Raw genomic sequence first — 14,244 nt, 5'->3', positions numbered from 1 at the left:
GCGGGCAGGATTGCCCGCCCCGCCACCTATTGCGCGGGCTGAAGCGCGCCCAAGGCGGCGCGGATCGCCTCGGGTTGGATGTCGTCGTGCTCGGCGATCACCACCAGCCGGCCGGCGCGGCCCTCGTCGGCCCTCCACGGGCGGTCGAACTGGTGACGCACGCGCGCACCCACGGCCTGCACCAGCAGGCGCATCGGCTTGCCCGCCACGGCGGCGTAGCCCTTCACCCGCAAGATATTGTGCTCGTTCGCCAGCCGCTCGATCGCCACGACCAGGTCGCGCGGGTCAGACAGTTCGGGGATGTCGACGACAATCGATTCGAAGTCGTCGTGGTCGTGATCGTCGGCACCGTCGTGGTGGCTGGGGCGCGCGTCGATGTCGTCCTCGGCCGCCGCTTCGAGCCCCAGGATCACGCGCGGATCGACCACGCCCTCGGCCACTTCGATCACCGGCAGGGGGCGCGGCGCCTCGGCCGCGATGACGGCCTTGGCCTTTGCCACGCCGTCGGGACCGGCGAGGTCGGGTTTCGTCAGCAGCACGATGTCGGCGCAGCTGATCTGGTCCTCGAACACCTCGGATAGCGGCGTCTCGTGGTCGATGCTCTCGTCCGCCTCGCGCTGGGCCTGAACGCGCGCGGTGTCGGGGGCGAAGCGGCCCGCGGCCACGGCCTCGGCATCGGCCAGCGCGATCACGCCGTCAACGGTGATCTTCGAGCGGATGTCCGGCCAGTCGAACGCCTTCAGCAGCGGCTTGGGCAGCGCGAGGCCCGACGTCTCGATCAGGATGTGGTCGGGGCGCGGGTCCAGCGCCATCAGCGCCTGGATCGTCGGGATGAAATCGTCGGCCACGGTGCAGCAGATGCAGCCGTTGGCCAGTTCGACGATGTTCTCGGCCGGGCAGTCGGGGATGGCGCAGGATTTCAGGATCTCGCCGTCCACGCCCACGTCGCCGAACTCGTTGACCACCACGGCCAGCCGGCGGCCGCCGGGGTTCTGCATCAGGTGGCGGATCAGCGTGGTCTTGCCGGACCCCAGGAAGCCCGTGATCACCGTCACCGGCAGTTTGGAAAGATCGGTCATGGCTCAGGTCTCCAGGAGGTTCGGTATGGGGGTCGTGTCCGGGTCGATCGGGTCGGCGAAATTGGCGGGCGGTACGCGTGCCACGCAGTTGCGTTTGAGGTGCTCGGGCCGCGTGCGCCACGGGATGAGCCCGTCCTCGGTCGCGTGATAGAGTGCGGCGGCCTCGGCCAGCATGTCCAGATGCGACGCTTCGTCCACGTTTCCGTAGATGTAGGTCCAGCGGTCCGGCCCGCGCAGCGCGACGGTGCAACCGTGATCGCAGTTCTGCAGGCATTCGACCGCGCGCAGGGTCACGCCCTCGGGCATGCCGCGCTCGTGCAGCGCGTCGTGCAGTGCGCGGCCGGGGCGGCGGTCGTCGGCGGGGGCCTCGTCCTGGCGCCGGCACTTGATGCAGACGAGCAGTTCGGTGGTCGCGGTCATCCAGTCTTCCCGTTCGGCGGGCGGGGGGAAGGGTGGCGGAGCCGCATGCGCGATCCGACACCCGGCACACCCCGTCCGGTTGCGTCTGTCCTGCTGGCAGGTCTCCCGGCTTGCGGATCCCGGGCCTTTCGGCCCATCGGTCCTGTCCGGCCTTCCCGGCGCAAGGCCAGTGGCTTGGACGACCTCTCCGGTCACGGTCGCGGGGGCGGCTGCGCCTGGCCCTTTTCGGGGGCTGCACATTCCCTTTTCACCCGTTAACACGGGCACCAGCACCATGCGGGATGCGCCCAAGCGGCCCGCCTGTCAAGAGAGCGTTTCCGGCGCCCGCCCACAGGAGATTGCGATGAGCGAAGACGACACCGCCCGCCACAACGCCAAGATGCGCAAGATCAAGGAAGCGCGCGACCGGATGATGGCCACCAAGACCGAGGAGAAGGGCCTGATCATGGTCCATACCGGCAAGGGCAAGGGCAAGTCGTCCTCGGGCTTCGGCATGATCATGCGCTGCATCGCCCACGACATGCCCTGCGCGGTGGTGCAGTTCATCAAGGGCACGTGGGTCACGGGCGAGGCCGAGCTTCTGCGCAACCGCTTTCCCGAGGAATGCCGGTTCTTCATCTCGGGCGAAGGCTTCACCTGGGAGACGCAGGACCGCGAGCGCGACGTCGCTGCTGCGCGGCGCGGCTGGGAGATCGCCAAGGCGCAGATCCGCGACCCCGACATCCGCTTCGTCCTGCTGGACGAGATCAACATCGCGCTGCGCTACGACTACCTCGACATCGACGAGGTCGTCGATTTCCTGCTGGCCGCAAAGCCCGCGATGACCCATGTCTGCCTTACGGGGCGCAACGCAAAGCCTGAACTGATCGAGGCGGCGGACCTGGTGACCGAGATGACGCTGGTCAAGCACCCGTTCCGTGACGGGATCAAGGCGCAGCAGGGCGTGGAGTTCTGAAGATGCGCGCCCTCATGCTGCAGGGCACAGGCTCGAACGTGGGCAAGTCGATGCTGGTGGCGGGGCTGTGTCGCGCGGCGCGGCGGCGGGGTCTTTCGGTGGCGCCATTCAAGCCGCAGAACATGTCGAACAACGCCGCCGTGACCGAGGACGGGGGCGAGATCGGCCGCGCCCAGGCGCTGCAGGCGCGGGCCTGCGGGTTGGCGCCGCATACCGACATGAACCCGGTGCTGCTCAAACCCGAGACGGATGTGGGCAGCCAGGTGGTGGTGCAGGGAAAGCGCGTGGCGACGGTCAAGGCGCGCGAATACGCGACGATGAAGCCTCGGCTGATGACGCCGGTGCTGGACAGCTTCCGGCGGCTGAAGGCCCGCCATGACCTGGTGATCGTCGAGGGCGCCGGCAGCCCGGCCGAGGTCAACCTGCGCGCCGGCGACATCGCCAACATGGGCTTTGCACAGGCGGCGGACGTGCCGGTGGTCTTGGTGGGCGACATCGACCGGGGCGGGGTGATCGCGCAGATCGTCGGGACGCAGGCGGTGATGGACGCGGGCGACGCGGCGCGCGTGGCCGGCTTCGTGGTCAACAAGTTCCGCGGCGACCCGCGCCTGTTCGACGACGGCTACGCGATGATCGCCGAGCGCACCGGCTGGCCCGGCTTCGGCGTGGTGCCGTGGTTCCCCGACGCTTGGCGCCTGCCGGCCGAGGATGCGCTGGACATCGCCGCCTCGCCCCATCGCGGCGCGGTGTACGTGGTCTGCCTGCGCCTGTCGCGGATCGCCAATTTCGACGATCTCGACCCGCTGTCGCAGGAGCCGGGCCTGCGTGTCACGATGCTCGAACCCGGCAGGCCGATCCCGGCTGATGCCGACCTCGTGATCATCCCCGGCTCCAAGTCCACGCGCGGAGACCTGGCGTTCCTGCGCGCGCAGGGGTGGGACATCGATCTGGCGGCGCATCACCGGCGCGGCGGGCGCATCCTTGGCCTGTGCGGTGGCTACCAGATGCTGGGCCGCCGCGTTGCCGATCCCGACGGGATCGAGGGGCCGGCGGGCGAGACCCCGGGCCTGGGCCTGCTGGAGATCGAGACCGTGATGGGCGGCGACAAGAGCCTGCGCGAGGTGGCGGCGCACCACGCCGCACTCAATCTGCCATTCCGTGGATACGAGATCCATATTGGCCGCTCCGATGGCCCCGATCGCGCGCGTCCCTTCGCGCATGTGAACGGCGCGCCCGAGGGCGCCGTGTCGCGCGACGGGTTGGTGGCCGGCAGTTACCTGCACGGCATGTTCGCCGATGACGGGTTCCGCGCGGCATGGCTGGCGCAGCTTGGCGCCGCGCCGTCGGACCTGCGTTACGACGATGGAGTCGAGGCGGCGCTGGATGCGCTGGCCGACCATCTCGAGGCGCATCTGGACGTGGGCGCACTGATCGCCGCGGCGCGCTAGGCCAGCGCTTCGGCCAGTTGATCCCACCGATCCTCGGGCGGCGGTCCCAACCGAAGCCATGTGGTCGAATACGGGAAGACCCTGCTCCAGACGTGGTGCCGGGCAAGCCGGTCCTGCGCGGAGGTGGCGTCGGGCGTGGCATAGGTGCGGAACAGCGGCGTGCCGCCGACCGGCGCCCATCCTGCACGCTCGGCCATCCTGTCCAGCCGTGCGGCATCGCGGTCCAGCCGTGCCGTCGCCGCGGCCTGCCAGTCACGGTCCGCCAGCGCCCGCAGCGCCACCTCGATCGCGGGGCCCGAGACGGGCCAGGGCCCGGCACTCTCGGCCAGCCGCGCCGCCAGCGGCGGCCGCGCCAGCGCGAAACCCAGCCGCAGGCCCGCCAGGCCGTAGAACTTGCCGAAGGACCGCAACACCACGATACGCGGCGGCGCCGCGTGCAGATGCGGCAGCAGCGACAGGCCGGGTTCGGTGTCGGCGAAGCTTTCGTCGACCACCAGCAGCCCCACCGTCTCGGACAGGGCCAGAAGCGCCTGCGCCGTCCAGCGCCGCCCGTCGGGGTTGTTGGGATTGACCACCACGGCGAGCTCGGCGCCCTCGGCGGCGGTGAGGCCCGGGACCTCGGCGACTTTCCAGCCGCCTGCGCGCAACGCGGCACCGTGCTCGTTGTAGGTGGGCGCGACGATCGCCGCTCGGCCCGAGGCGTGCAGTCCGGGGATCGCCTGGATCGCGCCCTGCGCGCCGTTGAAGGCGACCGCCGGCACCTTCGCGCCATAAGCCTGCTGCGCCACGTGGCTCAGCCCGTCCATGGCGGACCGGTCGGGCAGGCGGGCAAAGGCCTCGGGAGACAGGGCGGGCAGCGGGTAGGGCACGGGATTTATCCCGGTCGACAGGTCCAGCCAGTCGCCGGCCGCGCCGCCGAACCGGCGGATCGCGGCATCGAGATTGCCGCCGTGATCGCGGGGTGTCGTCGTTTCCATTGCGGCCCTTAGAGCAGCGCCAGCGCCCAAAGCGCAAGCACCAGCGCCCCCAGAGCCATGGCGCAGCGATAGAGCGCCAGTGCGCGGTCCATGTCGGATGGCACCGGGTCGCCGGCGGTACCGTTCAGCCACGGTTCGTCGGCGACGCGGTCGCCGTAGATGCGCGGGCCGGACAACCGGATAATGAGTGCCGCGGCCATCGCGGCCTCGGGCCAGCCGGCATTGGGCGACCGGTGCGCGGGCGCGTCGCGGCGCATCACCGAAAGGCAGGCGCGCGGGCGTCCGGACGCCAGCGAGAACAGGAGCCCCGTCAGCCGTGCCGGCACCCAGTTCGCCACGTCGTCCAGCCGGGCCGAGACCTTGCCGAACGCCTCAAAGCGGTCGTTGCGGTGGCCGATCATCGAATCGAGCGTGTTGATCGCCTTGTAGGCCGCGATTCCGGGCAGGCCGGCGACGGCTCCCCAGAAGACCGGCGCGACGACCCCGTCCGAGGCGTTCTCGGCCAGGCTTTCGATCGCGGCGCGGCCCATCCCGGCGGTGTCCAGCTGCGCCGGGTCGCGCCCGACGATCATGGCAACGGCGGCGCGTGCGCCGCCGGTGTCACCGGCCATCAGCGGACGCGCCACGGCGGCCACGTGGTCATGCAACGACCGCGCGGCGATCAGCGGCCAGGCGAGGATCGCACCCAGCGTGACGCCGATCCACCCGCCCGGCAGCGCCGCCTGCACCAGCGCGGCCGGCACCGCCGCCAACGCGACCACGCCCGCGCAGACCACGGCACCCGCGGCCATCCTGCGCGCGCGAGTGCCGCGGTTCAGGCGCCGCTCGGCTGCCGAAACGGCGCGGCCCAGCCAGGTAACCGGATGGCCGATGCGGGCGTACAGCCGGTCCGGCCATCCCAGGGCCGCGTCGATCAACAGCCCGCCCAGCATCATCGCGACCGCGCTCATACGCCACCCGTGGCGAAGCGCAGCACGCCGGTCAGCCCGGCCTCGGCCAAGGCCGCCTCGGCGTGGCGCGGGACCCGTCCCGGCGCGAAGACCAGCCCGCGCGCCGAGCCGGTATGCGCGCGCAGATATCCCGCCGCGCCGCAGGCTTGCGCCAGCGCCGGCATCGGATCGTCGGCAGGACCGCGCAGGTCAACGCAGCGCTCCGCCGAGTCGCGCGCCACGCGCGCCGCGGCCACCGGGTCGGCTGTTTCGCAGGCGCTGGTCCATCGCACCACCAGGTCGGCGACGTCGGCAAAGCTCTCGTCCTCGGCCCGCGTGGGCAGCGGAGGCCCCCAGAAGCCGCCGACGATCTCGACGCTCGGGGGCGGCGGCAGCCGCCGCAGCACCCGGCCTTGGCGCGAGGCCCACAGCAGCCGATCGGGATGGGCGTGCATCAGCGGATCGGATGCGCCCTCGGCCGCGACGCAGGCGGCGGCGAGGGTGTCGGCGTCGCCACGGAAAACCGCGCTGCGCGCCAGCGCGACCAGCGTGGCCGTGGACGCGCCTGCGCCCGCGCCCAGCGGCATGTCGCGTTCAATGCCCGGCCAGTCCGGCGCGACTTTAAGTCTTTCTGCGAAGCTCCGTAGAACCGCATGCGAGAAGACGGGCGCCTCACCCGGGCCGTCCACGGTGCGCACCGCCAACGCCGTGCAGGCCAAGGTGACCAGCGCCACCGGACCGTCGGGGCCCAGTCGCCCCTGCAGCCATTCTCCGAAATGCCCGTGAACCGTCACCGGGTGCGGCCCTGGCGCGTCGTCGGATGCGGCGCGCCGCGTGTCACTGTCCTGCCGCATGGCGCAAACTTCGCTTCCCGCTTTCATTCCCCGGGCGAACCTGCTTTTTCACGGGCGGATGCAAAAGTCGATACTGATCACCGGCGGCGCCCGCTCGGGCAAGTCGCACCTGGCCGAGCGCATGGCGCTGCGGCCCACGGGGCGCGCGGTCTACATCGCCACCGCCGAGGCGGGCGACGACGAGATGGCGGCGCGGATCGCAGCGCACCGCGCCCGGCGTGGCCCGGAATGGCGCGACATCGCCGCGCCTCGCGACCTGATCGGCGCGCTGCTTGACAGTGACGGGGAAGGCAACCCGGACGGCGACCCGCGGCTGGTCGATTGCCTGACGCTGTGGCTGAGCAACCTGATGCTGGCGGGCGACGAGTGGCGCGCGGCGGGGACCGACCTGGCCGAAAGCATAGCGCATCAATCGAGGCCGGTGATCTTCGTCACCAACGAGGTGGGCGCCGGCATCGTCCCGGAAAACAAGCTCGCGCGCGAGTTCCGCGACGCGGCGGGCTGGCTGAACCAGCAGGTGGCCCGCGCATGCGACGAGGTCTGGCTGAGCGTCGCGGGCTACCCAGTGAAGGTGAAACCGAATGACCATTCTTTCTGACCTGACCTCGCTCGACGCCCTGCCGGGGCTGGTCGACACGCTGCCCGGCGCCGACGTGGCGGCGGCGCAGGCGGCATCGGCTCGGCAGGATTCGCTGACCAAGCCGCCCCGCGCGCTGGGCCGGCTCGAGGAGCTGGCGATCTTCATGGCGGGCTGGCAGGGCACGCCGCGCCCGGTGATCGACCGCGCGCAGGCGCTGGTCTTCGCCGGCAACCACGGCGTCTGCGCGCAGGGCGTGAACCCGTTCCCGCAGGAAGTCACCGCGCAGATGGTGGCGAATTTCGACGCAGGTGGCGCCGCGATCAACCAGTTGTGCCGTGCCTCGGGGGCCGACCTGTCGGTGATCGCGCTGGACCTGGACCGGCCGACTGCCGACATCACCGAGGCGCCCGCGATGAGCGCGGACGAGGTGCTGGACGCAATTCGGCGCGGCGCTGGCGCGGTCGATGCTGACGCGCAGGTGCTGGTGCTGGGCGAGATGGGGATCGGCAATTCCACGATCGCCGCCGCGCTGGCGCACGCGGTTTTCGGGGGCGCGGCGGCGGATTGGGTCGGCCGGGGCACCGGAGTCGATGACGAAGGTCTTACGCGCAAGGCGGACGTGGTGGCGCGGGCCGTCGAACGGCACGCGGGGATCCGCGGCGCCGCGCTGCTGGCGGCGCTGGGCGGGCGCGAACAGGCGGCGATCTGCGGTGCGGTGCTGCAGGCGCGGGCGCTTTCGATTCCGGTGATCCTCGACGGGTTCATCTGCACCGCCGCGACGGCCCCGCTGTTCGATGCCGACCCGCGCCTGCTGGATCATTGCCTCGTCGGCCATGCCAGCCGCGAACCGGGCCATACGCGTCTGCTGCACGAGATGGGCAAGGCGCCGATCCTGGCGCTCGACATGGCGCTGGGCGAAGGCTCGGGCGCGGCGGTCGCGCTGGGGGTTCTGCGCGCGGCGCTGGAATGCCACAACGGCATGGCGACTTTCGCCGAGGCGGGCGTCGCGGGCGGCTGAAAAGCGGCGCGACCAGCAGCAGGGAGACACGATGAAGGCGTTCTTCGACGACACGCAGCGCGATCACGACCCGCAGCACTTCATGGCCAACGGCATCACCAAGCCAAGCCCCGAAAAGCCGCGCCGCATCGACATCCTGCGCGCCGGCGCCGAGGCCTCCGGCTGCGTCTTCGAGGCTCCGCGCGACGCTGGCATCGGCCCGATCGCGGCGGTGCACACGGCCGAATACCTGACCTTCCTGCGCACGATCCACGCCCGCTGGCAGCATTTGCCGGATGCCGGCCCCGAGGTCATTCCCAACATCCATCCCGCTCGTCGCACCGACACCTATCCACAGGGTGCGGTGGGGCAGGCGGGCTATCATCAGGCCGACACGGCCTGCCCGATTGCGGAAGGCACCTGGCGCGCGGCCTATGCCTCGGCCCAGACGGCGGTCGCGGCCGCCGATCACGTTGCGGCCACGGGCCAGGCCGCCTATGCGCTGTCGCGGCCGCCGGGGCACCATGCCTTCGCAGATCTCGCCGGCGGGTTCTGCTTTCTGAACAACTCGGCCATTGCCGCCGAGCGTCTGCGCGCGGCGGGCCTTCGGCCGGCGATCGTCGACGTGGACGTGCATCACGGGAACGGTACGCAGGGCATCTTCTACGCGCGCGGCGACGTTCTGACCTTGTCGATCCACGCCGATCCAGCTCGGTTCTATCCATTCTACTGGGGCCACTCGCACGAACGGGGCGAGGGCGCCGGGATCGGCGCGAACCTGAACCTGCCGTTGGCGCGCGGCACCGGTGACGAAGGATTTCTCGCCGCGCTGGATAGCGGCCTTGAACGCGTGGCGGATTTCGGCGCCGACGTGATCGTCGTGGCGTTGGGGCTGGATGCCTCGATCGATGACCCGTTCCACGGACTCGCCGTGACGCAGGAGGGCTTTGCCCGCATCGGCGCGGCGTTCCGCGAAGCCGGGCCGCGCGTGCTTTTCGTGCAGGAGGGCGGCTATGTCTCGGACACTTTGGGGGTGAACCTGACGCGCGTGCTGGGCGGATACGGCGCCTGACGCGGCGCGGAACCCGTACGGCACGGCCCGGGTTTGTCCGGCGCCGCAACAGCCGGAGATCGCGATGACCCCCCTACGCAGCGCCACGCCCCCGATCCTGACAGAAGGCCCTGGCCATGTGCGGTAACTGCCGGATCGGCCGCCGCGCGTTCCTTTGTCTCGCCGGGGGCGCGGCGGCTACGGGGCTGTCGGGCTGCGACGACATCACGCTGGTCTCGGACGAGGAGGTGCGCCAGATGGGACTTCGCGCCTGGTCCGAGATCCGCGGCGCCACGGCCCTGAGCGGCGACACCGATGCCCGGCAGGCGGCGCAGCAGGTGGGCGCACGGCTTCTGGCCGCCGCGGGCGAGGACCCCGCGCACTGGGAGATCGCCGTCTTCGCCGGACCCGAGATCAACGCCTTCGCGCTGCCCGGCAACAAGATTGGCCTCTACGAAGGCATGTTCGGCGTGTTCGAGAACGCGGACCAGCTGGCCGCCGTGGTGGGCCACGAGATCGGCCACCTTCAGGCCGAGCACAGCCAGGAACGGCTGAGCGCCGCCGTCGCCAAGGACCAGGGTCTGGCCTTCCTACGCTGGCTGCTGCGGATGGGCGAGGTCGAGTTCGCTGATGCCATCGCGGCCGCAATGGGCGTCGGGCTGGAATTCGGCGTGGTGCTGCCCTATTCGCGCCGGCAGGAGCTCGAGGCGGACCGGCTGGGCGTGCTGATGATGGACGAGGCGGGTTTCGACGCGCGCGAGGCGGTGGGCCTTTGGCAGGCGATGGACAGTGCCTCGCAGGGGCGTCCGCCCGAATTCCTGGCGACGCACCCGGCCCCCGCCGCGCGCATCGCCGAGATCGAGCAGATCCTGACCGAACTCTAGTTCAGCCCACCTGTCGCCCGCGGCTCCAGACGCCGCGCAGGATCGGCGTGTCCCCGTGCCGCCCGACGCGCACCAGGTCGCCGCGCAGGCCCTTGCGCAGCGTTCCGCGATCGCGCAGGCCGGCGGCGCGGGCGGGCGCGTCGGTGACGGTGCGGATCGCGCGCGGCAGGTCGTCCCACGCCTCGGCCAGGCGGAACGCCGACAGCAGCAGCGCCGAGGGCACGTAGTCCGACGAGATGATGTCCAGCAGCCCGCGCGCCGCAAGGTCCAGCGCCGAGACGTTGCCCGAGTGCGAGCCGCCGCGGATGATGTTGGGCGCGCCCATCATGATGGCGATGCCGGCCTCGCGGCACGCTTCGGCCGCCTCGACGGTCGTGGGAAACTCGGCGAAGCCCACGCCCGACCGGTGCGATTGCGCGACCTGCTCAGGAGTCGTGTCGTCGTGGCTGGCCAGCACCGCACCCAGCCGTCCGGCCTCGGCCACGGCGCCGGTCTCGTGCTTCTCGCCGAAGCGCTCCTGCAGGCCGGTCAGGTGCGCCACGTGCTCGTCGAATTCGGCGTCGGTCATGTTCTGCTTCTTGGCGGCGTAGACCTTCAGCTTGGATACGTCGCGGAACTGGCGCTGGCCAGGGGTGTGATCCATCAGGCTGACGATGCCGACCCGGTCCTCGGGCGAGAATTCGGCCAGCTCGTCCAGCAGCGTCTCGGAACAGATCTCGGCCCGCAGGTGCAGGAAGTGGCTGATGCGCAGCGTGCCGGCGGCGCGCAGGTCCATCAGCTCGGAGGCGAGCCTGCGGGCGTAACTGCCGGTCTGACCCCTGCCGCTGTGGATCGAACCCACGCGCATCGCGTCGAAGACCGTGGTGATCCCGGTAGAAGCCAACTCTCCGTCATGCGCCAGAAGAGCAGCGTGGTGGGGCCAGTCCACCTCGGGGCGCGGCTCGATGTGGCGTTCCAGGTTGTCGGTGTGCAGTTCGACCAAGCCGGGGATCACGTGGTCGCCGCGGCAGTCTATCGCGCCGGGCGGCACGTCGGTCGCGTCGCTGATCGCGGTGATGATCCCGTCCTCGACGGTGATCTGGCCCATCGTCTCGGCATCGGGCAGGATCAGCCGCGCATTGGCCAGGCAGACGCTGCCTGTCATCATGGTGTCACCCGACCGTGCCAGGCCGCCGGAAAGGATCGGAGAGTTCATGTCAGTTCATTCCCGTCATGCTGTCTATTACATGCCGCCCGAGGGCGCGCTGGCAAGTTTCGGCGCCGCCTGGCTGGGCTGGGACGCGCAGGCGGGGCGTGATGTGCCCCAGCCGGACCTTCCCGGCCTCGATACGCTGACCGATGCGCCGCGCAAGTACGGATTTCACGCGACGCTCAAGCCGCCGTTCCGGCTGGCCGAGGGCGAAACGGTGGACGCCCTGCGCGACGCGGTGGCGGAACTGGCCGCGCGCACCGCGCGCGCGCGCGCCGACGGGCTGGTCCTGTCGCGGCTGGGTCGGTTCCTGGCGCTGACGCCCGAGGGCGACAATTCCGAGGTTGCCCGTGTCGCCGCCGCCTGCGTGCAGGACCTCGACCGCTTCCGCGCCCCGTCCTCCGAGGCCGAGCTGGAGCGTCGCCGGGGTGCGGGACTCGACGCGCGGGCCGAGGAATTGCTGCGCGACTGGGGCTATCCTTGGGTGCTCGACCGGTTCCGCTTTCACATGACGCTGACCGGCAAAATCGCGCGTGAAGATCTCGGCCGGGTCCAGGCGATGGTCGCGGAGGCCCTGCCGCCCCTGCCGCGGCCCTTCATGCTCGACAGCCTTTGCCTGTGCGGAGAGCGTTCCGACGGCCGATTCGAGCTGCTGCATCGCTACGCTCTTTCCGGCTGAAGCAGGGTCAGAGCGCGCGCGACGCTGTCCTCGAGCGGGCCGTCGTTGTTCAGTTCCAGCACCTGAACCTGTGCCGGCAGAGAAGGCAGCGGGCGGTCCGCCTGGTCGAGCCTGCGGGCGATCTGGGCATCGGTCTCGCGTCCCCGTGCCGCCAGCCGGCGCGCCAGCACCGGCGCCGAGGCGGTCACGTGCAGCACCACCATCGACGGGAAGGCCTGCGCCGCATGGGGCAGCACCGCGCGCGACAGGTTGACGATCCGCGTTGCCCCTGCGCGCACCGCATCCAGCGCCTCTGCGGGGATACCGTAGCGCAGGCCATGCGCGGGCCACGCCAGGCAGAACGCAGCACCGTCCGTCGCCGCGTCGAACTCGTCGGGCGTCATCGGCTGGTGCGTCTCGGCGCCGTCATCCGCGGGCCGCGTGATGGCCCGGCGCACCACGACCCAGTCGGGTCGCGCCTCCGCGATTCCCGCGATCACGCTGTCCTTGCCCACGCCGGACGGGCCCACGACCGCGATCAGCCGTCCGCTCATGTGGCGCGATCCGGGGCGAAGACCGAGACGTCGATTTCGCGGTCGCAGATCCGGGCGCGGGCCGCCTCGTCGTGGAAGATGCCGACGATGGCCGCGCCGCGCGCCTTGGCGTCCTCAATCAGTCCCAGCACGATCTCGCGGTTGGCGAAATCGAGGCTGGCGGTCGGCTCGTCCAGCAGCAGCGCGGGGAAGGGATGCGCGAAGCCGCGCGCAATGTTCACCCGCTGCTGCTCGCCCCCCGAGAAGGTCGTCGGCGACAGGCCCCACAGCGTGCGCGGGATGTTCAGTCGCTCGAGCAGAGCAGCGGCACGGTCGCGCGCCGCCTCGGCCGGCACGCCCGTGGCGCGCAACGGTTCGGCCACCACGTCCAGCGTCGGCACGCGCGGCACCACGCGCAGGAACTGGCTGACATAGCCCAGTACCTCGCGCCGCAGCCGGATGATGTCGCGCGGCGGGGCGATGGCCACGTCCACGCCGCCCACGAGGATGGTGCCCTGCGCGGCGCGGTAATTGCCGTAGATCATCCGCATCAGCGTCGACTTGCCCGCGCCCGATGCGCCCGTCAATGCCACGCATTCGCCCGGGGCGACGGAAAGATGCGCTCCGTCCATGACGCGGATCACCGCGCCGCCCTGGTTGTGCAGGGTGAAGGTCTTCGCCACATTTCGCAATTCGATCGTCACAGCCGTCACAGCCATCCCTTTCGCTTGAACCACAGCAGCGGCGCTGCCGCCGTGAGCACCATCAGCGCGAGGCACGCGTAGTAGCCATAGCGCCACTCGAGGATCGGCATGACGACGAAGTTCATGCCGAAGATCGACGCGATAAGCGTCGGCGGCAGGAACACCGTCGCCACGACCGAGAAGATCTTGCCGATCTCGTTCTGCTCGATCGAGATCATCCCCAACGTCGCCTCGAGCAGAAGCGCGGTCTTGGAGGTCAGGAAGGTGGCCTGTTCCGAGATCGTGCGCACGTCGCGCTGGGCGCTCTTGATCGCGCGACGCGCCTCGTCCGCGTCGCCGGATTTGCCCAGCGTCGGCTGCAGGAATCCCAGCAGCCGGTCGAGCGATGTCAGGCTTTCGCGGATCTGCATCACCACCGTGTCCTGCCGGCCGATATCGCGCAGCGCCGCCTCGTGGTCCTTTGCCGGTCCTTCGCCGAACTGGAAGGCCGCGCGGGTCATCAGGTCGATCTCCCGGCCGACGTGCTCTGTAAAGTCGGCCAGCCTGTCGACCACCGCCTCGATCAGCCCGACCTGGATGCGCAAGGCCGAGCCGACCCCCAGCGACGACCTGTCGGGATGGTCGTGGAACGCTCGGAAGGCGCCATGCGGCTGGTGGCGGATGGTCACCAGCCGGTCGCGCGTCGGGATGAAGGTGACCGGCGCGGTCTCGACGGCGCCGGCGTCCGTGCGCACGGTCAGAAGCGCGGTCATCACCGGCACGCCGTGTTCCAGATAGAGCCGCGAGGAATGCTCGATCTCTTCCTGGTCGGCGAGGCTGGGCAGATCCAAGCCGACCAGTTCCGACACCCGCGCGCGCTCCTCGGCATCGGGCTGCACGAGGTCGATCCAGGGCGCCTCGGGGTCCAGGGTGTCGGTGCAGGACAAGGCTTCGCCCCGGGGCCGGTAGCTGCAGATCATTCCTGGGTCTCCGTCGTCTTGCGTTGT

At 70.7% G+C, this 14,244-nt stretch carries 16 protein-coding genes and 1 riboswitch; of the genes, 7 read left to right on the top strand and 9 right to left on the bottom strand.

Annotated features, from left to right (window positions below):
- Positions 1-26 precede the first annotated feature (26 nt).
- Positions 27-1,079 (bottom strand): cobalamin biosynthesis protein CobW, encoded by a 1,053-nt coding sequence (gene cobW, locus BLW27_RS09120; protein ID WP_089882391.1) that lies wholly within the window; start codon positions 1,077-1,079, stop codon positions 27-29.
- Positions 1,080-1,082: 3 nt separating this feature from the next.
- On the bottom strand, positions 1,083-1,499 hold the full coding sequence (locus tag BLW27_RS09115) for a DUF1636 family protein (RefSeq protein ID WP_089882389.1): 417 nt from the start codon (positions 1,497-1,499) through the stop codon (positions 1,083-1,085).
- A 78-nt stretch (positions 1,500-1,577) separates the two neighbouring features.
- Positions 1,578-1,785, bottom strand: a riboswitch (cobalamin riboswitch).
- Between the two features lie 57 nt (positions 1,786-1,842).
- On the opposite strand from BLW27_RS09115, the gene cobO reads away from it, so the two are divergent.
- Positions 1,843-2,454, top strand: a complete 612-nt coding sequence (gene cobO, locus BLW27_RS09110; RefSeq protein ID WP_089882388.1) for a cob(I)yrinic acid a,c-diamide adenosyltransferase — start codon at positions 1,843-1,845, stop codon at positions 2,452-2,454.
- A gap of 2 nt (positions 2,455-2,456) precedes the next feature.
- Positions 2,457-3,902, top strand: a complete 1,446-nt coding sequence (locus tag BLW27_RS09105; protein WP_089882386.1) for a cobyric acid synthase — start codon at positions 2,457-2,459, stop codon at positions 3,900-3,902.
- On the opposite strand, the gene cobD is transcribed toward BLW27_RS09105, so the two are convergent.
- Genes cobD through BLW27_RS09090 form a run of 3 tightly spaced genes read right to left on the bottom strand, consistent with a single transcriptional unit; the run spans position 3,899 to position 6,662 of the window.
- Positions 3,899-4,879 (bottom strand): threonine-phosphate decarboxylase CobD, encoded by a 981-nt coding sequence (gene cobD / locus BLW27_RS09100; RefSeq protein ID WP_089882384.1) that lies wholly within the window; start codon positions 4,877-4,879, stop codon positions 3,899-3,901. The genes BLW27_RS09105 and cobD overlap by 4 nt on opposite strands.
- Before the next feature lie 8 nt (positions 4,880-4,887).
- Positions 4,888-5,829: an adenosylcobinamide-phosphate synthase CbiB gene (gene cbiB, locus BLW27_RS09095; protein ID WP_089882382.1), complete on the bottom strand. Its 942-nt coding sequence runs from the start codon at positions 5,827-5,829 to the stop codon at positions 4,888-4,890.
- Complete coding sequence (locus tag BLW27_RS09090) at positions 5,826-6,662, bottom strand: hypothetical protein (protein ID WP_245710823.1); 837 nt, start codon at positions 6,660-6,662, stop codon at positions 5,826-5,828. The genes cbiB and BLW27_RS09090 overlap by 4 nt, the downstream gene beginning before the upstream one ends.
- A 58-nt stretch (positions 6,663-6,720) precedes the next feature.
- On the opposite strand from BLW27_RS09090, the gene cobU reads away from it, so the two are divergent.
- The 4 genes from cobU to BLW27_RS09070 all read left to right on the top strand — a co-directional run bounded on the left by cobU (position 6,721) and on the right by BLW27_RS09070 (position 10,174).
- Positions 6,721-7,260: a bifunctional adenosylcobinamide kinase/adenosylcobinamide-phosphate guanylyltransferase gene (gene cobU, locus BLW27_RS09085; protein WP_089882518.1), complete on the top strand. Its 540-nt coding sequence runs from the start codon at positions 6,721-6,723 to the stop codon at positions 7,258-7,260.
- Positions 7,244-8,260 (top strand): nicotinate-nucleotide--dimethylbenzimidazole phosphoribosyltransferase, encoded by a 1,017-nt coding sequence (gene cobT / locus BLW27_RS09080; protein ID WP_089882379.1) that lies wholly within the window; start codon positions 7,244-7,246, stop codon positions 8,258-8,260. The genes cobU and cobT overlap by 17 nt, the downstream gene beginning before the upstream one ends.
- A 31-nt stretch (positions 8,261-8,291) precedes the next feature.
- On the top strand, positions 8,292-9,311 hold the full coding sequence (locus BLW27_RS09075) for a histone deacetylase family protein (RefSeq protein WP_089882377.1): 1,020 nt from the start codon (positions 8,292-8,294) through the stop codon (positions 9,309-9,311).
- Positions 9,312-9,427: 116 nt separating this feature from the next.
- Positions 9,428-10,174: a M48 family metallopeptidase gene (locus BLW27_RS09070; protein WP_089882375.1), complete on the top strand. Its 747-nt coding sequence runs from the start codon at positions 9,428-9,430 to the stop codon at positions 10,172-10,174.
- Between the two features lies 1 nt (position 10,175).
- On the opposite strand, the gene BLW27_RS09065 is transcribed toward BLW27_RS09070, so the two are convergent.
- Positions 10,176-11,369, bottom strand: coding sequence for an alpha-D-ribose 1-methylphosphonate 5-triphosphate diphosphatase (locus BLW27_RS09065; RefSeq protein ID WP_425429285.1), 1,194 nt, complete (start codon positions 11,367-11,369; stop codon positions 10,176-10,178).
- On the opposite strand from BLW27_RS09065, the gene BLW27_RS09060 reads away from it, so the two are divergent.
- Positions 11,368-12,042 (top strand): DUF1045 domain-containing protein, encoded by a 675-nt coding sequence (locus BLW27_RS09060; protein ID WP_089882373.1) that lies wholly within the window; start codon positions 11,368-11,370, stop codon positions 12,040-12,042. The genes BLW27_RS09065 and BLW27_RS09060 overlap by 2 nt on opposite strands.
- On the opposite strand, the gene phnN is transcribed toward BLW27_RS09060, so the two are convergent.
- Genes phnN through BLW27_RS09045 form a run of 3 tightly spaced genes read right to left on the bottom strand, consistent with a single transcriptional unit; the run spans position 12,024 to position 14,217 of the window.
- Positions 12,024-12,575 carry a phosphonate metabolism protein/1,5-bisphosphokinase (PRPP-forming) PhnN gene (phnN, locus tag BLW27_RS09055; RefSeq protein WP_089882371.1) on the bottom strand — a complete coding sequence of 184 codons (552 nt, stop codon included), beginning with the start codon at positions 12,573-12,575 and terminating at the stop codon, positions 12,024-12,026. The two genes, BLW27_RS09060 and phnN, sit on opposite strands and share 19 nt — an antisense overlap.
- Positions 12,572-13,273: a phosphonate C-P lyase system protein PhnL gene (gene phnL, locus BLW27_RS09050; RefSeq protein WP_089882370.1), complete on the bottom strand. Its 702-nt coding sequence runs from the start codon at positions 13,271-13,273 to the stop codon at positions 12,572-12,574. The genes phnN and phnL overlap by 4 nt, the downstream gene beginning before the upstream one ends.
- On the bottom strand, positions 13,264-14,217 hold the full coding sequence (locus BLW27_RS09045) for a magnesium transporter CorA family protein (RefSeq protein ID WP_089882368.1): 954 nt from the start codon (positions 14,215-14,217) through the stop codon (positions 13,264-13,266). Before BLW27_RS09045 ends, phnL begins: the two co-directional genes overlap by 10 nt.
- Positions 14,218-14,244: the final 27 nt, after the last annotated feature.

Origin of the sequence: Citreimonas salinaria (genome assembly GCF_900107235.1) — a bacterium.
GTDB lineage: Bacteria > Pseudomonadota > Alphaproteobacteria > Rhodobacterales > Rhodobacteraceae > Citreimonas > Citreimonas salinaria.
Note: the sequence above shows the minus strand (reverse complement) of the source record. Positions and strands in the feature narration are given on the sequence as shown.

Bases quoted from the DNA above. Each gene is read 5' to 3' on its own strand.
- cobO (WP_089882388.1), top strand. From the start codon at position 1,843: ATGAGCGAAGACGACACCGCCCGCCACAACGCCAAGATGCGCAAGATC.
- cobW (WP_089882391.1), bottom strand. From the start codon at position 1,079: ATGACCGATCTTTCCAAACTGCCGGTGACGGTGATCACGGGCTTCCTG.
- BLW27_RS09070 (WP_089882375.1), top strand. From the start codon at position 9,428: ATGTGCGGTAACTGCCGGATCGGCCGCCGCGCGTTCCTTTGTCTCGCC.
- cobD (WP_089882384.1), bottom strand. From the start codon at position 4,879: ATGGAAACGACGACACCCCGCGATCACGGCGGCAATCTCGATGCCGCG.
- phnN (WP_089882371.1), bottom strand. From the start codon at position 12,575: ATGAGCGGACGGCTGATCGCGGTCGTGGGCCCGTCCGGCGTGGGCAAG.
- phnL (WP_089882370.1), bottom strand. From the start codon at position 13,273: ATGGCTGTGACGGCTGTGACGATCGAATTGCGAAATGTGGCGAAGACC.
- BLW27_RS09065 (WP_425429285.1), bottom strand. From the start codon at position 11,369: ATGAACTCTCCGATCCTTTCCGGCGGCCTGGCACGGTCGGGTGACACC.
- cobU (WP_089882518.1), top strand. From the start codon at position 6,721: ATGCAAAAGTCGATACTGATCACCGGCGGCGCCCGCTCGGGCAAGTCG.
- BLW27_RS09105 (WP_089882386.1), top strand. From the start codon at position 2,457: ATGCGCGCCCTCATGCTGCAGGGCACAGGCTCGAACGTGGGCAAGTCG.
- cbiB (WP_089882382.1), bottom strand. From the start codon at position 5,829: ATGAGCGCGGTCGCGATGATGCTGGGCGGGCTGTTGATCGACGCGGCC.
- BLW27_RS09090 (WP_245710823.1), bottom strand. From the start codon at position 6,662: ATGCGGCAGGACAGTGACACGCGGCGCGCCGCATCCGACGACGCGCCA.
- BLW27_RS09075 (WP_089882377.1), top strand. From the start codon at position 8,292: ATGAAGGCGTTCTTCGACGACACGCAGCGCGATCACGACCCGCAGCAC.
- BLW27_RS09115 (WP_089882389.1), bottom strand. From the start codon at position 1,499: ATGACCGCGACCACCGAACTGCTCGTCTGCATCAAGTGCCGGCGCCAG.
- BLW27_RS09045 (WP_089882368.1), bottom strand. From the start codon at position 14,217: ATGATCTGCAGCTACCGGCCCCGGGGCGAAGCCTTGTCCTGCACCGAC.
- BLW27_RS09060 (WP_089882373.1), top strand. From the start codon at position 11,368: ATGTCAGTTCATTCCCGTCATGCTGTCTATTACATGCCGCCCGAGGGC.
- cobT (WP_089882379.1), top strand. From the start codon at position 7,244: ATGACCATTCTTTCTGACCTGACCTCGCTCGACGCCCTGCCGGGGCTG.